Source organism: Lentzea fradiae (genome assembly GCF_900100955.1).
GTDB lineage: Bacteria > Actinomycetota > Actinomycetes > Mycobacteriales > Pseudonocardiaceae > Lentzea > Lentzea fradiae.
The window spans coordinates 134,963-152,768 of record NZ_FNCC01000019.1 but is presented as its reverse complement, the minus strand read 5'-3'; the positions used below and the strand labels follow the sequence as shown (position 1 = coordinate 152,768).

At 73.2% G+C, this 17,806-nt stretch carries 6 protein-coding genes; 3 read left to right on the top strand and 3 right to left on the bottom strand.

The annotated features are described in order from the left end of the window. Positions 1-10 precede the first annotated feature (10 nt). Genes BLT23_RS35560 through BLT23_RS35550 form a run of 3 tightly spaced genes read left to right on the top strand, consistent with a single transcriptional unit; the run spans position 11 to position 6,368 of the window. Positions 11-4,759: a non-ribosomal peptide synthetase gene (locus BLT23_RS35560; protein ID WP_245744527.1), complete on the top strand. Its 4,749-nt coding sequence runs from the start codon at positions 11-13 to the stop codon at positions 4,757-4,759. Then, on the top strand, positions 4,756-5,028 hold the full coding sequence (locus tag BLT23_RS35555) for a phosphopantetheine-binding protein (protein ID WP_090058531.1): 273 nt from the start codon (positions 4,756-4,758) through the stop codon (positions 5,026-5,028). The genes BLT23_RS35560 and BLT23_RS35555 overlap by 4 nt, the downstream gene beginning before the upstream one ends. Continuing rightward, complete coding sequence (locus BLT23_RS35550) at positions 5,025-6,368, top strand: NAD(P)/FAD-dependent oxidoreductase (RefSeq protein ID WP_090058529.1); 1,344 nt, start codon at positions 5,025-5,027, stop codon at positions 6,366-6,368. Before BLT23_RS35555 ends, BLT23_RS35550 begins: the two co-directional genes overlap by 4 nt. Before the next feature lie 119 nt (positions 6,369-6,487). Here the strand turns inward: BLT23_RS35550 and BLT23_RS35545 are convergent, their stop codons facing one another. Genes BLT23_RS35545 through BLT23_RS35535 form a run of 3 tightly spaced genes read right to left on the bottom strand, consistent with a single transcriptional unit; the run spans position 6,488 to position 17,804 of the window. Then, complete coding sequence (locus tag BLT23_RS35545; RefSeq protein ID WP_090058526.1) at positions 6,488-11,392, bottom strand: type I polyketide synthase; 4,905 nt, start codon at positions 11,390-11,392, stop codon at positions 6,488-6,490. A gap of 13 nt (positions 11,393-11,405) precedes the next feature. Beyond that, complete coding sequence (locus BLT23_RS35540; protein ID WP_090058522.1) at positions 11,406-12,443, bottom strand: ketoacyl-ACP synthase III family protein; 1,038 nt, start codon at positions 12,441-12,443, stop codon at positions 11,406-11,408. Between the two features lie 9 nt (positions 12,444-12,452). Beyond that, positions 12,453-17,804: a non-ribosomal peptide synthetase gene (locus BLT23_RS35535; RefSeq protein ID WP_090058519.1), complete on the bottom strand. Its 5,352-nt coding sequence runs from the start codon at positions 17,802-17,804 to the stop codon at positions 12,453-12,455. Between the last annotated feature and the right edge of the window lie 2 nt (positions 17,805-17,806).

Here is a 17,806-nt window from a genome sequence, read left to right as displayed (position 1 = left end):
GCAACCGACCGTGTCCCACGAACTGATAGCGCGGCAGGCGGCTTCGTCACCGGACGCGGTCGCACTGGTCGAAGGCACCCGCGAAGTGTCCTATCGCGAGCTCGACCGGCGGTCGAACCAGCTCGCGCACTCCTTGCGCGCCAACGGTGTGCGTCCCGCCGACGTGGTCGCCGTGCGGCTGCCGCGGAGCGCGGACCTGATCGTCGCCCTGCTGGCCGTGTGGAAGGCGGGCGCGGCCTACCTGCCGATCGACCCCACCCACCCGGCGGCACGTATCGAGACCCTGCTGGCGGACGCCGGGCCACGTCTCGTGATCGACGCGGACGTGGTGGCGGACGCGTTGGGGGAGCAGGACTTCAGCGCTCCGGACGTGCCGGTCTCCGGTGACCACCCGGCGTACGTGCTGCACACCTCCGGCTCGACCGGGACGCCCAAGGGCGTGGTCATCAGCCATGCCGGCATCGGCAACCACCTGGGGTGGCGTGTCCGCTCGCTCGGGCTCCAGGCAGGGGACCGGGTGTTGCAGAAGACCGCGATCACCTTCGACGCCGCCTGCTGGGAGATCTGGGCGCCCCTGATCAGCGGCGCGACCGTCGTGCTCGCGCCGGCCGGGGCGGAACGGGACGCCGCCGCCATCACCCGCGCGGTCGTGGAACACGGGATCACCGTGCTCCAGGTGGTGCCCTCGGTGCTGCGCGCACTCGTCGAAGAGCCGGGGTGGGCGGACTGCACGACGTTGCGCGTGCTGTCGTCCGGCGGCGAGCAGCTGCACGCCGACCTCGTCCAACGGTTCCTGCGCGCCGCCGGGAACTGCGACGTCACGGTGTGGAACACCTACGGGCCGACGGAGTGCTCGGTCGAGGCGACCGCGCACGAGGCCGACTCGTTGCAACGGTCGGGACCGGTGCCGATCGGGGCGCCGATCGACGGCGTGCGCGCGGTTGTCGCCCCGGACGGCGAGCTGCTGCTCGGCGGACCCGGTGTGGCGCACGGCTACCTCGGCAACCCCGCGCTGACGGCGGAGCGGTTCGTGCCCGACCCCGGCGGCCCGCCCGGTTCCCGCCTGTACCGCAGCGGCGACCTCGTCCGGGTGCGCGCCGACGGGACGTTCGAGTTCCTCGGCCGGACCGACCACCAGGTCAAGGTCAACGGCGTGCGGATCGAGCCGGGCGAGGTCGAGACCGCGCTCCAGGCGCATCCGGCGGTGCTGCAGGCCGTCGTCGCGCCGTTCGACGCGGCCACCGGCGCGACCCGCCTCGCGGCGTACGTGCGGATGGGCGAGCAGGCCGACCTGGCGGCGTACCTCGGCACGCGGCTGCCGGAGACCCACGTGCCCGCCGCGTTCGTGGAGCTGGACGAGTTCCCGATGACGTCGAGCGGCAAGGTCGACCGGCGCGCACTGCCCGTGCCCGGTGCCGGGCCCGCCGCCGCTCCCGGCACCGAGGCCGAGGAGCTCGTCGCGGGGGTCTGGCGCGAGCTGCTGGGCGTCGCCAGGGTCGGCGCGCACGACGACTTCTTCCGGCTCGGCGGCTCCTCGTTGCAGCTGACGAGGCTCGGCAACAGGCTCCGCGCGGCGACCGGCGTCGAGATCCCGCTGGCGGCGCTGCTGAGTGCCACCACCGTCACCGCGCAGGCCCGGCTGATCGACCCCAGGCCCGCCTCGTCGGTGCCCGTCGTGCCGGTGCCGCGCACCGGGCCGTTGCCGCTGTCGTTCGGGCAGCAGCGGCTGTGGCTGCTCGACCGCATCCACCCGCGTTCGCGGGAGTGGGTGTCCGGGCTCTTCCTGCGCACGGACGCCGCCGAGACCGACGTCCGGCGCGCACTGGACGCGCTCGTCGCCCGGCACGAGTCGCTGCGCACCCGGTTCGGCGCCGACGAACCTCTGCAGCTGATCGACCCGCCCCGCCCGATGGAGCTGCGGGTCGTCACCGGCACCACTCCGGACGAGATCGCCGAGATCCTCGACGAGGACGCGCGCCGCGGTTTCGACCTCGCCAACGGACCGGTCGTGCGGGCGTTGCTGTTCCCCGAACAGCAGCGGCTCGTCGTGCTGATGCACCACATCGTGTGCGACGGCTGGTCGTCCGCGGTGCTGGAACGGGAGTTCCACGAGGTCCTGGCGGGACGGGAGCTTCCGGCGCCGACCGTCCACTACGCCGACTTCGCGGTGTGGCAACGGGACCGGCTCACCGACGACGTGCTGGAAGGCGAGCTGACGCACTGGCGCCAGGTGCTGGAGGGCTCGACCCCGCTGGCCCTGCGCACCGACCGGCCACGACCCGCCGCCCGCGAGGCGCAGGGCGCGGTCGTGAGCTTCACGATCCCGGCGCCGGTCGCCGCAGCGCTGGCCGAGCTGGGCAGGCGCAGCGACGCCACGCCGTTCATGACGATGCTGACCGCGTACGCGACCCTGCTCGCCCGCTACACCGCCCAGTGGGACGTGGTGATCGGGACGCCGGTCGCGGGACGGGACCGGCCCGAGGTCGAGGACGTCGTCGGGTTCTTCCTCAACAGCCTGGTGCTGCGGTGCCGGCTGGCGGGCGAGCTGACGTTCGAGCAGGCGCTGGAGACCGTGCGCAACACGTGCAAGGAGGCGTTCGCGCACCAGGAGCTGCCGTTCGAACGGCTCGTGGCCGAGCTGGCGCCGGAACGGGACCTGTCCCGCACACCGCTCTACCAGGTCGCTTTCGACTTCCACGGCGACGAGCTGACCGGCGCTCCCGAGGACGACGCCGAACTGTCCACACTGGTCGCCGCCTCGCGGGTCGCCAAGACGGACCTGACGCTGTACCTGCGCAACCAGTCCGACGGGTCGATGACCGGCATGCTGGAGTACGCGACCGCGCTGTTCGACCACTCGACGGTCGACCGCCTGGCGCGGCACTTCCAGCACCTGCTCCACTCCCTGGCGGAGAGCCCGCGCACCCGGCTGGACACGGTCGGCCTGCTGACCGCCGACGAACGGGACGCGGTCCGCGAGTGGACCGAGAACCCGGTCGAACCGGTCGTCACGTCGGTGCTCGACGAGTTCGAACGCCAGGCCGCCGCCACCCCGGACGCGGTCGCGCTGGTGACCGGCGGGCGAAGCGTGACCTATGCCGACCTCGACGCGCACGCCACCCGTCTCGCGCATCGGTTGCGGGACAGGGGGGTCGGTCCCGAGTCGGTGGTCGGCGTGCTCCTCGACCGCGGCGCGGACCTGCTCGCCGCGTTCCTCGCGGTGTGGAAGGCGGGCGCCGCCTACGTGCCGCTCGACCCGGACTTCCCCGCCGACCGCGTCGGGTACGTGCTGGCCGACGCCAGGGCGGACGTCCTGGTCACCGCTGATGCTTACCGGGACCGGTTCGGCGGGCAGGTCGTCCTGGCCGGGGACGAGGGAGGCGACGCGAGTCCGTTGCCCCGGCGGACCGACCTGGACGGCCTCGCGTACGTGATCTACACGTCCGGTTCGACCGGCAGGCCGAAGGGCGTGCAGGTGCCGCACCGCGGTCTCGCGAACCACGTCCGCTGGGCGGCGGGGGAGCTTGCGAAGACCGGTGGCGCACCGGTGTTCTCGTCGGTCGCGTTCGACCTCGTCGTGCCGAACGTGTGGGCACCGCTGGTGGCGGGCCACTCGACGCACCTGCTGCCGCAGGACCTCGACCTGTCCGAACTGGGCGCCCGGCTGCTGGAGGCCGCGCCGTTCGGTTTCATCAAGCTCACCCCCGGCCACCTGGACGTGCTGTCGCACCAGCTGACGCACGACGAGCGAGCGCGTCTGGCCGACGTGATCGTCGTCGCGGGCGAGGCGCTACCGCCTCGGCTCGCCGAGCAGTGGGTGCACTGCAATCTCGTCAACGAGTACGGCCCGACCGAGACATCGGTCGGCACGTGCGTTTATCCGGTGCGCGAGCCGGTCGGCGACTCCGTGCCGATCGGGAAACCGTTGCCAGGCATGACGATGCACGTCCTCGACGACCTGCTGCGGCCGGTGCCGGTCGGCGTGGTCGGCGAGGTGTACGTGGGCGGCGCGGGTGTCGCCCGCGGCTACGCCCACCGCCCGGAGCTCACGGCGGAACGGTTCCTGCCCGACCCGTACGGGCCGCCCGGCGCGCGGTTCTACCGCACCGGCGACCTGGCGCGCCTGCTGCCCACCGGTGACGTGGACTTCCTCGGCCGGCGCGACCAGCAGGTCAAGATCCGGGGCTACCGGGTGGAACCGGGCGAGATCGCCGCCGTGATCAGCGAGCACCCGGAGGTCCGCGACGCCGTCGTGGTGGCACGGGAGGGCGCGCTGGCCGCGTACTACGTGCCGGTCGCGGGCGAGGTGGCGCTGACCGACTGGTGCGCGGGCAAGCTGCCCGCGTACATGGTGCCGGGCACGTTCACGGCGCTCGACGCGTTCCCGTTGAACGCCAACGGAAAGCTCGACCACGCCGCACTTCCCGCCGCCGAGGCGGCGGGGGAGGGGCTCGTGGCACCCCGCGGCGTCGTCGAGGAACGCGTCGCGGAGATCTTCACCGACCTGCTCGGGGTGCCCGTGGGCGCCCACAGCCACTTCTTCTCGAGCGGGGGCAACTCGATCCTCGCCATCCGGCTGATCGCGACGATCCAGTCCGAGTTCGAGGTGACCGTGCCGATGCGCGCGGTCTTCGAGGGCGGCACGGTCGCCGACCTCGCCGAGGTGGTCGAGGAGCAGGTGCGGGCGGAGCTCGACCAGATGTCCGACGAAGAACTGGCCGCACAATCGCTGCTGCTGGACGAAAGTGGGATGGGATGACCGAGGAAAACTACACGTCCGTGCTCCTGGCCTTCGTGGCGCGGGAGTTCCTGGCGGACAGCGGTGACCAGGCGCTCACGGCCACGACGCCGTTGATCGAGTCCGGCATCCTCGACTCGCTGCGGATCGCGGTGCTGATGGCGTTCATCCGCGACGAGCTCGCCGTGCAGGTGCCGCTGGACAAGATCGACGCGAAGAACTTCGCGGACATCAGGACGATCGCCGCGATGCTGCACGCGGAGTCCGTCGTCGAGGCGGGCCGGGCATGAGCGCCGACTACGACGTCGCGATCATCGGCGGCGGCCCCGCCGGGTCCACGATGGCGTCCTACCTGGCCAGGGCCGGCCTGTCCGTGGTGGTCTTCGAGGGCGAGACGTTCCCGCGCGAGCACGTCGGCGAGTCGCTCGTGCCCGCCACGACCCCCGTGCTCGCCGAGATCGGCGCGCTGGACAAGATCGACGAGGCGGGCTTCCCGAAGAAGTACGGCGCCTCCTGGACCTCCGCCGAGTCGCGCGACATCCCCAAGATGGGGTACAGCGGCCTGAGCCACGGCTGGACCGCGGACATCCAGTTCGTGGAACGCAACCAGCCCGGGGTCGACCGCGACTACACGTTCCACGTCGACCGCGGCCGGTTCGACGCGATCCTGCTCAAGCACGCCCAGGAGCAGGGCGCCACCGTGTTCAACGGCGTGCGCGTGCGCGACGTCGACTTCTCCGACCCCGACCTGGTGCGGCTGACGTGCCGGTTCGGGCCGCGGGACGTCCCGTTCACCGCCCGCATGGTCGTCGACGCGTCCGGCCGCCAGACGCTGCTCGGCAAGCAGCTCAAGGTGAAGGTCAACGACCCGGTGTTCGACCAGTACGCGGTGCACACCTGGTTCGAGGGGCTCGACCGGGACGCGTTCGCGGGCGACGCCTCGCAGGCCGACCACATCTTCGTGCACTTCCTGCCCATCAAGGACACCTGGGTGTGGCAGATCCCGATCACCGACACCGTCACGTCGATCGGGGTGGTGACGCAGAAGAAGCGGTTCCGCGAGAGCTCCGGCGACCGCGAGGAGTTCTTCTGGGACTTCGTGTCGAGCCGCCCGGAGCTGGCCGACGCGCTCAAGAACTCGCGGCAGGTCCGCCCGTTCAAGGTCGAGGGCGACTACAGCTACGCGATGACGCAGATCTGCGGCGACCGGTTCGTGCTGATCGGCGACGCGGCGCGGTTCGTCGACCCGATCTTCTCCAGCGGCGTGAGCGTCGCGCTCAACAGCGCCCGGATCGCCTCGCAGGACATCATCAACGCGCACGAGGCCGGCTCGTACGAGCGGGAACGCTTCGCCACGTACGAGAACAAGCTGCGCCGCGCGGTGAAGTACTGGTACGAGTTCATCTCCATCTACTACCGGCTCAACGTGCTCTTCACCGCTTTCGTGCAGGACCACCGCTACCGGGTGGACGTGCTCAAGATGTTGCAGGGCGACGTCTACGACGGCGAGGAGCCCAAGGCGCTGAAGGCGATGAAGGAGGTCGTGGCCGCGGTGGAGGCCAACCCCGACCACCTCTGGCACCCGTACCTGGGCACGCTTCGAGCGCCCACCTCGGCGCCCGGCTTCTGACACCGGACCGCGACGGGCCGGCTCCTGCGGGAGCCGGCCCGTTCTCGTGTGCGCGCTTGCGGACGACGAAAGAGGGGCTTTCCCGGCCGGACCGGGAAAGCCCCTCCGTCGTCGTGGTGTCAGACGAGCTCGTCCGCCAGGTGGTCCGCGATGGCGGAGACGCTGGGCTGGTGCCACAGCAGCGTGGACGGCAGCTTGCGGCCGAACCGCTTCTCCAGCCGCCGCCGCACGGCGATGGTCATTACCGAGTCGAGCCCCTGCTCCACCAGCGACCTGCGGATGTCCAGGTCGGCGGCGGGCAGGCGCATCTCGCCCGCGATCTGCGCGCCGACGACCTCGACCAGGTGCGCCTTGAGCTGCTCGTGTGGCAGGCCGTCGAAGTCGTCGGTCTCCGCGGCGGTCGTGGGCTCGACGACGTCGGTCAGCTCGCTCAGCAGTGGCGGGCGTTCCACGTCCTCACCGGAGACGGTGCGCAGCACCGGGTAGTGGCCGGGGCCCCGCACGGCCGCGAAGTCCCACGCCCGGAACGCTTCCGCGGCCGAGATGTCCGTGACGCCCCGTGCGCTGAGCTGGCGGTCGACGGCGTCGTTGGCCGCCATGCCCTGGTCGCGCCATGACGTCCAGCCGAAGCTCGTGACGTCGTCGCGGTGGGACGCGAGCGCGTCGAGGAACGCGTTCGCGGCACCGTAGGTGGCCTGGCCGGGCAGGCCGAGCAGCTGGCCGCACGACGAGAAGAGCACCAGGAAGTCGAGACTGCCGGGCGGGAAGACGGTGTGCAGGTTCCACGCACCCTGCACCTTCGGCGCCAGCACCGTGCGCAGCGAGTCCTCGTCCACGTTGGCCGCCAGCCGGTTGTCGAGCACACCGGCGGCGTGCACGACGCCCCTGATGGGCGGCAGGTCGAGGTCGGCGAGCCGCTGCGCGTCCGCGAGGTCGGCGACGTCGAGCGCGATGGTGCGGACCGTCACGCCCGCCTCCTCCAGCTTGCGCAGGGCGTCGACCTGCCGCCGGTCGGGGTGCGCGTCCCAGTCGCGGCGGGCCGGGAACGGCCGGCGTCCGGCCAGCACGAGCCTCCTGGCGCCCCGTTCGGCGAGCCACTGCGCGACCTCCAGGCCGAGCACGCCGAGCCCGCCCGTGACGAGGTAGGTGCCGTCGGGACGGCACGTCAGGGGCTGGTGCGTCACGTCCCTGGTGGTCCTGCGGAGCTTGGCGACCTCGATCCGGTCGCGGATCGCGATCACGTCTTCTCCCGGAGCGGCCTCGACCACCTCGGCGAGCCGGTCGGTCCGTCCGTCGGCGGGCAGGTCTACGATGCCGCCCCAGAACTCCTCGTACTCCCCGGCGAGCACCCTGCCCAGACCCCACAGCGTCGACTGCGCCAGCGCCTGCGGTGTCGCGCTCTCCCGCACGCCCCGCGTCACGCACCACAGCCTCGGCGGGTTGTCCATAGAGGACAGTCGTTGTGCGGTGCTGAGCAACGACCACGCGGCTTCGGCGGCGGCATCGGGGACGTCGCCGGACGGGTCGGGCGCCACGACCAGCACGTCCGTCGCGCCGCCGAGGTCCTCCCCGGCCCGCACGATCGTCCTGGGCGTGCCGGACGGGGTCAGCTCCAGCGGGAGCCACGCGATCTCGTGCACGAGGTCGGCGGGCGTGGCCTGGGACGTCATCCCGCCGTACCGCAGACCGCCCAGCCGTGCCCGCACGGTTCCGGTGGTGTCGGCGACGAGGACCTCCACCGTGTCGTCGGACATGACCGTGACCTGGACGTCCGCGGTCGCCGGAGCTTCGCCGCGGACCTCGGCCGAGCCGATGTGCGCGACCATGCGCAACGTGGCCGGTCCCGGGAACGCCGCCGGCGCGATCGACAGCGCGGCGTCGAGCACTCCCGGCCAGCCATCCGAGGCGAGGACCCGCGCCCTGAGCACCGACTCGGTGCGCAACAGCTCCTCGACCGTCCACTCGAACGCCATGTCCGGGACGCCGACCTCGCGGAGGTGCGCCCGCACATGGCCGGGCGGGACCGGTTTCGCGCCGGACGGCAGCTTCGGCAGCTTCTCCGGCAGCTGCGACGGCTCCCCGGCGGTGGCGGTGGTGCAGGTCAGCCAGGTGTCCGTCGCCTTCGCGGCGATCCGGAGCGCCGTGCCGTCCCGCACGACCTGGAGCTCCCCGGCCACGACCGGCAGCCGCAGGTCCACGTCGGTGAGCGCGGACGTCCCCGCCGCGCCGAAGAACGTGTTGACCAGCACTGCCGCCGGGACGATCTCGGTCCCGTGGATGGTGTGGCTGCCCGGATACGGCCGGTTCGCCTCGTCGAGGGTGGTGCGCCACAGGGTCGTCCTCGCCTGCCCGGCGACCTCGATCGCGGACCCGAGGAGCGTGTGCGACGCCGGGTCGTGCTGCGCGGGGGCGCCGCTGACCGACGACTCGTGCCAGTGCGGAGTGCGCTGCCACGCGACCGGCGGCAGGTCGGCGAGCCGGTGGACCGGCTGCAACCGCGTCCAGTCGACGTCGACTCCCGCGCAGAACGCGGTCCCGAGCGCGGTCAGCACCGAGATCGCCTCGGGCTTGTCGCGCCGCAAGGTGATCCCGACGAACGCGTCCTCGATGTCCTGCTCGGTGAGCGTCTCGGTGATCGAGTGCGCGACGACCGGGTGGGCGGAGATCTCCAGGAACCGCCGGAAGCCGTCCTCGGCGGCGGCCCGCGTGGCGGAGGTGAGCCGCACCGGGTTGCGCAGGTTGCCCGCCCAGTAGGCGCCGTCGAGCGGCTCCGCCGACCGCGGGTCGGGCGACGCCGTGGAGTACATGGGGATCTCGGGCACGCGGGGCGTCAGGTCCGCCGCGGCCTGGGCGAGGTCGGCGGTGAGCGCGTCCATCTGCGGGCTGTGGAACGCCACGTCCGACGCGACGCGCCGCACCTGGACGCCCTCGGCGCCCCACTCCCCGACCAGCGCCTCGACCGCCTCCGGCGATCCGGAGACCACCGTCGAACCGGGGGAGGCCGAGATGCCGGGCACCACGTCCGTGCGCCCGGCCAGCCGTTCCGCCGCCTCGGCGAACGACAGGCTCGTCATCGCCATCGCGCCCTGCCCCGCGACCCGGCGCAGCAGCGCCGACCGGCGGCAGCTCAACCGGGCGCCGTCCTGCGGGCTCAGCGCGCCGCACGCGACGGCGGCGGCGATCTCGCCGACCGAGTGCCCGATCACGGCGTCCGGCCGGACGCCGTACGAGCGCCACACCGCCGCCAGGCCGACCTGCACCACGAAGATCATCGTCTGGATGCGGTCGATGGTGTCGAAGTCGCCGTCGCGCAGGACCTGCGCGGGGGAGAAGCCGATCTCCTCGGCGAACACGGGTTCCAGCTCGGCGACCGCCGCGGCGAACGCCGGTTCGCTGTCCAGCAGCTCCCGGCCCATGCCGTGCCACTGGGCGCCGTGCCCGGAGAACACCCACACCAGCCCGGTGCCGGGGTGCGCGGGCACGGTGCCGGTGACGGTCTCCTGCGACCGTTCGCCCGAGGCCAGCGACCGCAGCCCGGCCGTCAGTCCGTCGCTGTCCGAGGCGATGACCGCCGCCCGGTGTGCGAGGTGCGAGCGCCGGGAAGCGAGCGTGTGGCCTGCCGCGTCGAGGTCGGTGACCTCCTGCGCCGCGAGCAGTTCGGCGGACGCGCGTAACGCGGCCTCGGAGGCCGCCGTCAGCGGGAACAGCCGGGGGCCGGAGCCGTGCGCGGCCACCGGCGTCACGGCGGGCGCCTCCTCCAGCACCACGTGCCCGATCGTGCCGCCGTAGCCGAACCCGGACACACCGGCCCGCCGGACGCGTTCGCCCCGCGGCCACGGCGTGCGGGAGGTGGCGACGCGCAGGCCGGAACCGGCCCAGTCGACCGCCGGGTTGGGCGTGCGGCAGTTCAGGCTGGGCGGGATCTCGCCGTGGTGCAGCGCCAGCGACGCCTTGATGAGGCTCGCGACCCCGGCTCCCGCCTCCAAGTGCCCGATGTTCGGCTTGACCGACCCGATCAGGCAGGGCTCGTCGCGACCGGCCCCGTACACGGCGCTCATCGCACCGGCCTCGAGCGGGTCGCCCAGCCGCGTGCCGGTGCCGTGCGCCTCCAGGTAGTCCACAGTGGACGGTTCGACGCCCGCCCGCGCGCACGCCTCGGCGAGCAGCGTCCGCTGCGCGTCACCGGACGGCGCCATGATCCCGTTCGTGCGGCCGTCCTGCCGCACCGCCGAGCCGCGGATCACCGAGAGGACCCGGTCGCCGTCGCGCAGAGCGTGCTCCAGGAGCTTCAGCACCAGCACACCGCCGCCCTCGCCGCGCCCGTACCCGTCGGCGTCGGCGTCGAACGGCTTGCAGCGCCCGTCCGGTGCGGTGGCGCCGGCCGCGTCGAGCGTCAGCGTCAGTCCCGGCCCGATGATCAGGTTCACGCCGCCGACCAGCGCGATGCCGCACTCGGCCGCGGCCAGCGCCTGGCACGCCAGGTGCGTCGCGACCAGCGAGGCCGAGCACGCCGTGTCGACGGCCAGGCTCGGGCCGTGCAGGTCCAGCGCGTAGGAGATCCGGTTGGCGGCGGCGCACATCGCGCTGCCGATGCCGGTCCACGCCTCGATGGTGGGCAGGTCCTCCAGCATCCGCCGCCCGTAGTCGTCGGACCCGACGCCGACGAACACGCCGGTGTCCCCGCCCGCCAGCGACCGGGGCGCGATGCCCGCGTGCTCCAGCGCCTCCCAGGCGACCTCCAGCAGCAACCGCTGCTGCGGGTCCATCAGCTCGGCCTCGCGCGGCGTGAGCCCGAAGAACGCCGAGTCGAACCCCTCGACGTCACCCAGGAAACCGCCCGGCACCGCCGCCGCGCGCCGCAGCTCCGCGGGGAACGACCCGTCGTAGGCGCGCCAGCGGCCCTCCGGCAGGTCGCCGATGCCGTCCCGGCCGGACACCAGCATGTCCCAGAACGCGGCCGGGGTGCCGGCGCCGCCCGCGAACCTGCAGCCGACGCCGATGACCGCCACCGGTGGTGTGTTCATCTCACTCCTCAACTCAAGCCAGCCAGGGTGCGGGGTGCACGATCTGGACCACGGCGGCGGAGAGCGTCACTCCCGGTCCGACGCCGAGCATCAGCAGGTGGTCGCCGGGTCCCAGCTCGCCCGCGGAGACCAGGTGGTCGAGCGAGACGATCTGGTCGCTCGCACCGAGGTGGCCGACGGTGCGGCCGAACTCCCAGGTGGAGCGGGACATGCCCAGTCCGAGCGCGGCCATGCAGCGCTGCTCGACGATCTCCCGCGAGTAGTTCATGTACGCGACGCGCGTGACGTCACCGAGACCGATCCCCGCCTCGTCCAGCACGCGTTGCACGACGGACAGCGTCTGCTGGTGGATGCGGATCAACGCGCCGGTGCCCTCGCCGGACCCCACCGCCCGCTTCTTGAACGCGGCGTTGCGCGAGACGAAGTCGAGCGGCCGCCCGACCGTCGGTCCCGGCGGGAACAGCGGCTCGTCGCCCCGGTGCATCCGCTCCGCCTCGGGCACGGCGACCGAGCGCACGGAGAGCAGCCGCGCGAAACCAGGCTCCGTAGAGAGGATCACGGCGGACGCGGCGTCCCCGGCGACGTACCCCGGTCCCATCCGCCAGCGGTCCATCATGGGCGTGCCGAAGTTGTCCGACGCCACCAGCAACGCGCTGCGCGCTCCGCCGGACAGGTAGCCCGCGCCCAGCTCCAGCGCGCCGAACATGCCGTTGCAGCCCAAGCGCACCTCGACGGCCAGCACGTCCCCGCCGAGCAGATGCCGCTGCAGGTGGTACTGCGGCTGCCAGCCGTCCGGTCCCTGGTGCCAGGAGTCCGCGTACAGCAGGACGTCCACGTCGTCCGCGTTGTGGCCGGTGCGCTTGAACGCCTGCTGGGCCGCCTGCAACGCCATCTCCGGCGCCGGCACGTCCCCGGCGACCGCCGCGCCCGCCAGCTGGTGCAGCTCGACCTCCTCGGCCGGGTAGAGCCCCTGCGCCACGGCCGTCTCGATGCCGACCACCGGCGGCAGGTAGACGCCGAGCCCCTTCACGTACACGTCCGACGTGCGCACGTTGCCTCCTCATTGGACGAAGGTGCCGAGCACCTGGACGAGACGGTCGAGCAGCCGCCGTGCCTCGGCGGGGCGGAACAGGTCCGGCCGGTACCCGAGCCGCAGGTGCAGCCGCTCGCCGGGCACGGCCGCCAGGCGCAGCGGGTAGTGGGTCTCGTCCTCGACCTCGAACGCCGCCAGCCGCAGCTCCGGCAGCAGCTCCGCCCACTCGGCGCGGTCGAACGAGTAGTTGACGAACATGATCGCCGTGTCGAAGAGCTCGCGGCCGCGCTGCACGTCCGACAGCCCGGTGTGGTGGTGCGGGATCAGCGCCGCCTGCTCGGACTGCACGCGTGCCAGCAGCTCCGGCGCCGGTTCGCCCGCCCGCAGCCGCACCCGCACGGGGATCGTGTTGGTCAGCAGCCCGACCATGCGCTCGATGCCGGGCAGGTGCGGGGGCCGGCCGGAGACGGAGCAGCCGAACGCCACGTCGTCGCGCCCGGTGACCTGGCTCAGCACCGTCGCCCACGCCGCCTGCACGACGGTGTTCAGCGTGACGCCGGGGATGCGGTCCAGCGCGGTTGTCAGCTCCGCGTCGAGATCGGTCCTGACCTGCTCCTGGCGCCGGTCCGAGGGCGGGGCGCCGGGCGCCACCAGCGTCGGGGTGGCGAACCCGTCCAGCGCCTCGGCCCACGCGGCCTTGGAGGCCGCGGCGTCCTGCTCGGCCAGCCAGCGCAGGTAGTCGGAGTACGGCGGACCGGACGGCGGCTCACCGTCCGATGTGTACCGGGCGAACAGCTGGCGGACGAGCAACGACGTCGACCACCCGTCCCACAGCACGTGGTGCGCCGTCAGGAGGAGGCGGTGGTGCTCGTCGCCGAGCTTGAGCACGTGCATCCTGATCAACGGCGGCACGGCGAGGTCGAAGCCCTTCGACCGTTCGCCTGCCGCCACCCGTTCGGCGTCGTCGGGACGTGCGGTGAGATCGGTCTCCGCCCAGGGCATCGTCGCGCCGGAGCAGACGACCTGCACCGGCCGGGCCAGCTCGTCGTGGTGGAAGGCCACCCGCAGGTTGGGGTGGCGCAGCAGCGACTCCGCCGCCGTGCGCATCCTGGCCGCGTCGAACGGGCCTTCGAGGTCGAACCGCAGCTGCGAGACGTACGCGTCGGTGTGCTGCCCGGACACGGCGTGCAGGAACAGGAAGCCCTCCTGCAACGGCGACACCGGCAGGATGTCGGTCAGGTCCGGGTGCGCGGCGGCCAGCGCGTCGATCTCGGCCTGCGTGAGCCCGGCCAGCGGCACGTCCGACGGCGTCAGCGCCACGGGGCCGGGCACGGCGCCGAGCCCGTCCAGGTCGGCCAGCGCGGAGCTCCACTGGGTGACCAGGTCCCGCACGTCGTCCGCCGAGAACGCGGCCGGGTTCCAGGCCATCTGCACGCGCAGCTCGCCGCCCTCCGACCAGGACGTGCACGCCAGCGCGTACCCCGGGTCGGGTGTGCAGGAGAAGGCGCCCGGCAGCTCCCCGAGGTCGCGGAAGGCGATGCGCGGGAACGTCTCCGAGCCGTCGCCGCGGCGTTGTTCCTTCACCCGCTTCAGCGCCTTGCCCGCCGGTTCCCAGCCGCAGTGCACCGGGACGCGTCCCGAGATCCGCCCGACCGCGCGGACGGACCGCGGCGCCTCGGCGAAGCACGGCTCGGCGACGGCCAGCGCCAGCCCGGTGAGCAGGACGTCGGTCCGGTCCACCCGGTACCGCCGCGCCAGCGAGGCCCAGTCCGGTTCCGGCAGCGTGAACTCCTCCGTGCTCACGTCCCCGAAGACGACGGCGGGACCGGCGTCCGCGGCGGACACGGTGTCCCGCAACGGGACCACCGGCAGCTCCGCCGGATCGGACCACAGCTCGTCCAGCAGGATCCGCCACGACTCGTCGTCCGCCACGAGGTGGTGCACGACCAGCAGCAGCCGCCCGGGATGCGTGGGACCCGAGTCGAAGAACACCGCCTGGACCATCCGCCCCGCGCCGGGGGACAGGCGCGCGACGGCGGCCTCCAGTTCGGCCTCCACGACCTCCGGCGCGGGGTCACCGACCAGCAGCACCCGGCTCAGGTGGTCGTCGACAGTGTCCACGACCTCCCAGGTGCCGTCCGCGACCACCCGCGCGCGCAGGGCCTCGTGCCGCTCCATGAGCGTCTCCAGCGCCGCGGTGACGCCCTTCATCCGGGTGCCCAGCGGCACCGGCACGACGACGGACTGGTACAGCCCGTCGAGCGCGGTGCCGAGCCGGGCGAGCTCCGGCGTCGGAGGGAACGGCCCGGTGCCCGCCGGCGCGGCCGAGACGTCCCTGGCGACCGTCGCGAGCCGGGCGGCCGTCGGGTGCTGGAACACCTCCCGCGCGGTGAACTCCAGACCGGCCTCCAGAGCGCCCGACACGAGCGGGAACACCATGATGCTGTCGCCGCCGAGATCGAAGAACGACTCGTGCGGACCGATCCGCGCGACACCGAGGGCGTCGGCGAAGAGCTTGCACAGCAACGCTTCCCGTGACCCCTCCGGTGCGGCGTCGGCCGCGTCGTCGGAGGAGGAGAAGTCGGGTGCGACCAGCAGCCGCCGGTCGACCTTGCCGTTCGGCGTCACGGGCAGCTCGTCGAGCAGCACGACGGCGGCGGGCACCATGAAGTCCGGCAGCGTCCGCGCCGCGTGCTCGCGCAGCTCCGCGGGCGTGACGTCGCCGTCCACCACGACGTAGGCGACGAGCCGCTTGCGTCCGTCGTCCTCGCGCGCCACGGCCACGGCGGACCGCACCGAGGGATGGGCGAGCAGCACGGTCTCCAGCTCGCCGAGCTCGACCCGGAACCCCCGGACCTTCACCTGGTCGTCGGCCCGGCCCCGGTACTCCAGGTTGCCGTCCGGGCGCCACCGCACGAGGTCGCCGGTGCGGTACATCCGCGCGCCCGGCGTGCCGAACGGGCACGGCAGGAACCGCTCGGCGGTCAGCGCGGCCCGGTCCAGGTACCCGCGGGCGAGCCCGTCGCCCGCGAGGAACAGCTCGCCGACCGCACCGGGCAGCGCGGGCTCCAGCCGCGAGTCGAGCACGTACACCTGCGAGTTGGCGATGGGCTTGCCGATCGGGACGCCGTCACCCGCCGTCAGCGGCGGGCTCGTCGTGCTCGCCACGGCCGCCTCGGTGACGCCGTACACGTTCACCATCCGGCGCCCGGACGCCCAGCGCCGCACCACGTCCGGAGGGGGCGGTTCGCCGCCGGTGATCAGCAGCCGCAGGTCCGGCAGGTTTTCGGAGTCCAGCTGCGCCAGCATCACCGGCGGGATCGCGGCGTGCGTGATCCGCTCCGCGCGCAGCAGGTCCGTCAGCACGGGCTGGTCCACCGGGGCGAGCACCAGCCGCCCGCCGCACACGAGCACCGGCCAGATGTCGCCGGTGGCCACGTCGAAGCTCGGCGACACGAACTGCAGCACGGTGCTCCGCGCGTCGACCCCGAACCGGTCGGCGTGGTCCAGCACGAAGTTGCGCAGGGCGTGGTGCGACACCACGACGCCCTTGGGCGCACCGGTCGACCCGGACGTGTAGATCACGTACGCCGCGGTCGCCGCATCCGTCACCCGCCGCTCGACCGTGCCGCGCCGGACGTCGTCGGCCGGCACGACGGGCGTACCCGGCGGCAGACCGGTGGCGATGTCCCGCGACGTCAGCACGCACCGGGGCGCCAGGTCGTCGAGCATGTACGCGACGCGTTCGGCGGGGTAGGTGGGGTCGACGGGCACGTACGCCGCGCCGGCCTTGAGCACGGCCAGCATCGACACGACCAGCTCCGGGCAGCGGGGGAGCGCGATCGCGACGAAGTCCTCCGCGCCCAGGCCGCGTGCCACGAGCTCCGCGGCCAGCCCGGACGCCCTCGCGTCCAGCTCGGCGTAGGTGAGGGTGCTGTCGCCGGACACCAGCGCCGTGGCGTCCGGGGTGCGCGCGGCCTGCCGGGCGACCAGCTCCGGCACCGTCTCGTCCGGCACGTCGCGCGCGGTGGCGTTGCGCTCCACCAGCAGCTCCAGCTGCTCGGCGGTGGACAGCAGGCAGAACTGGCCGATCGGGCGGTGCGGGTGCGCCGCCACCTCCCGCAGGAACGCGAACAGCCGGTCGCGGTGCGCGAGGAACCCGCTGAGCCCGTGGTACTCGGGGTTGGCCTCCAGCACCAGCGACATCTCGCCGCCGGTCTGCCCGCGCACGCCCAGCGAGAGGTCCACGATCGGCCCGGACGCGAGGTTGTGCGTCGTGGCCGTCGCCGTGCCGAACCGCAACGTCCGGTCGTACGGCATGAAGTTCACCATCGGGCCGATGAACGCCTGGTCGCTGCCCTCCATGCCGAGTGCCCGGCGCAGGTCCTCCGCGCGGTACCGCTCGTGCTTCAGCGCGTCGCGGACCTCCTCGCCCATGCGGGGGACGAGGTCCACCAGGCTCTCCGCCGCCGAGACGTCGAGCCGCAGCGCCACGGAGTTCGTCGCCATGCCCGGCGCCCGCCGTGACACGACGCTGCGGCGTCCGGCGACGGGCATGCCGATGATCACGTCCCGCCGGTCGGTCACCCGGTGCACGTAGGCGGCGACGGCGGCGAGCACCACGACCTGCCAGGTCGACCCGGTGGTCGCCGCGGCCTGCCGCAGCCGGCCGACCTCGTCCGGTTCCAGGGCGGCCACCCTGCTCAGCCGCAGCGGCAGCGACGCGGGGTCGGCGTCCGGCGGCACGTCGCCCGGCACCCGCATGACCGCGGGCTGGTCGCCGAACCGCTTCATCCAGTACTCGCGGTCCTGCTCGAACCGTTCCGAGGCCCGGTAGGCGAGGTCCTCGTCGAGGATCGACTCGAACGACGTGCAGGCCGTGCCCTCGTCCGCACCGGACACCAGCGACGAGTAGATCTCCGCGAGCCTGGTGCCGATCAGCTGCACCCCGTAGCCGTCGATGACGGCGTGGTGCATCCGGTAGTAGAAGAACCACCGCGCCGGGCCGACCCGGAAGAGCGCGAACGCCGAGACGGGCGCCGCGGACAGGTCGACCGGCCGGGTCACGTCCTGGCGCATCCACCGCAGGGCGTCGCCCTCGGGGTCGGCGTGCCAGCTGTAGTCGAGGAACGGCAGCTCCGCGCGGGTGTCCGGCGCGACGACCTGCCAAAGCTCGCCGTCGGCGCGTTCGAGCGCCTCGATCCGCAGGGCGTCGGCCTCACCGCGCAACCTGTTCCACGCCACCGCGACCAGGTCCGCGTCCAGCGGGCCGTCGATGGCGAGGTACTCCGCGCAGTTGAACTTCTGCCCGGACGGGTCGAGCTGGTGCGCGAACCAGACGCCCCGCTGCGCCGCCGACAGGGCCAGTCGCTTGCTCATGC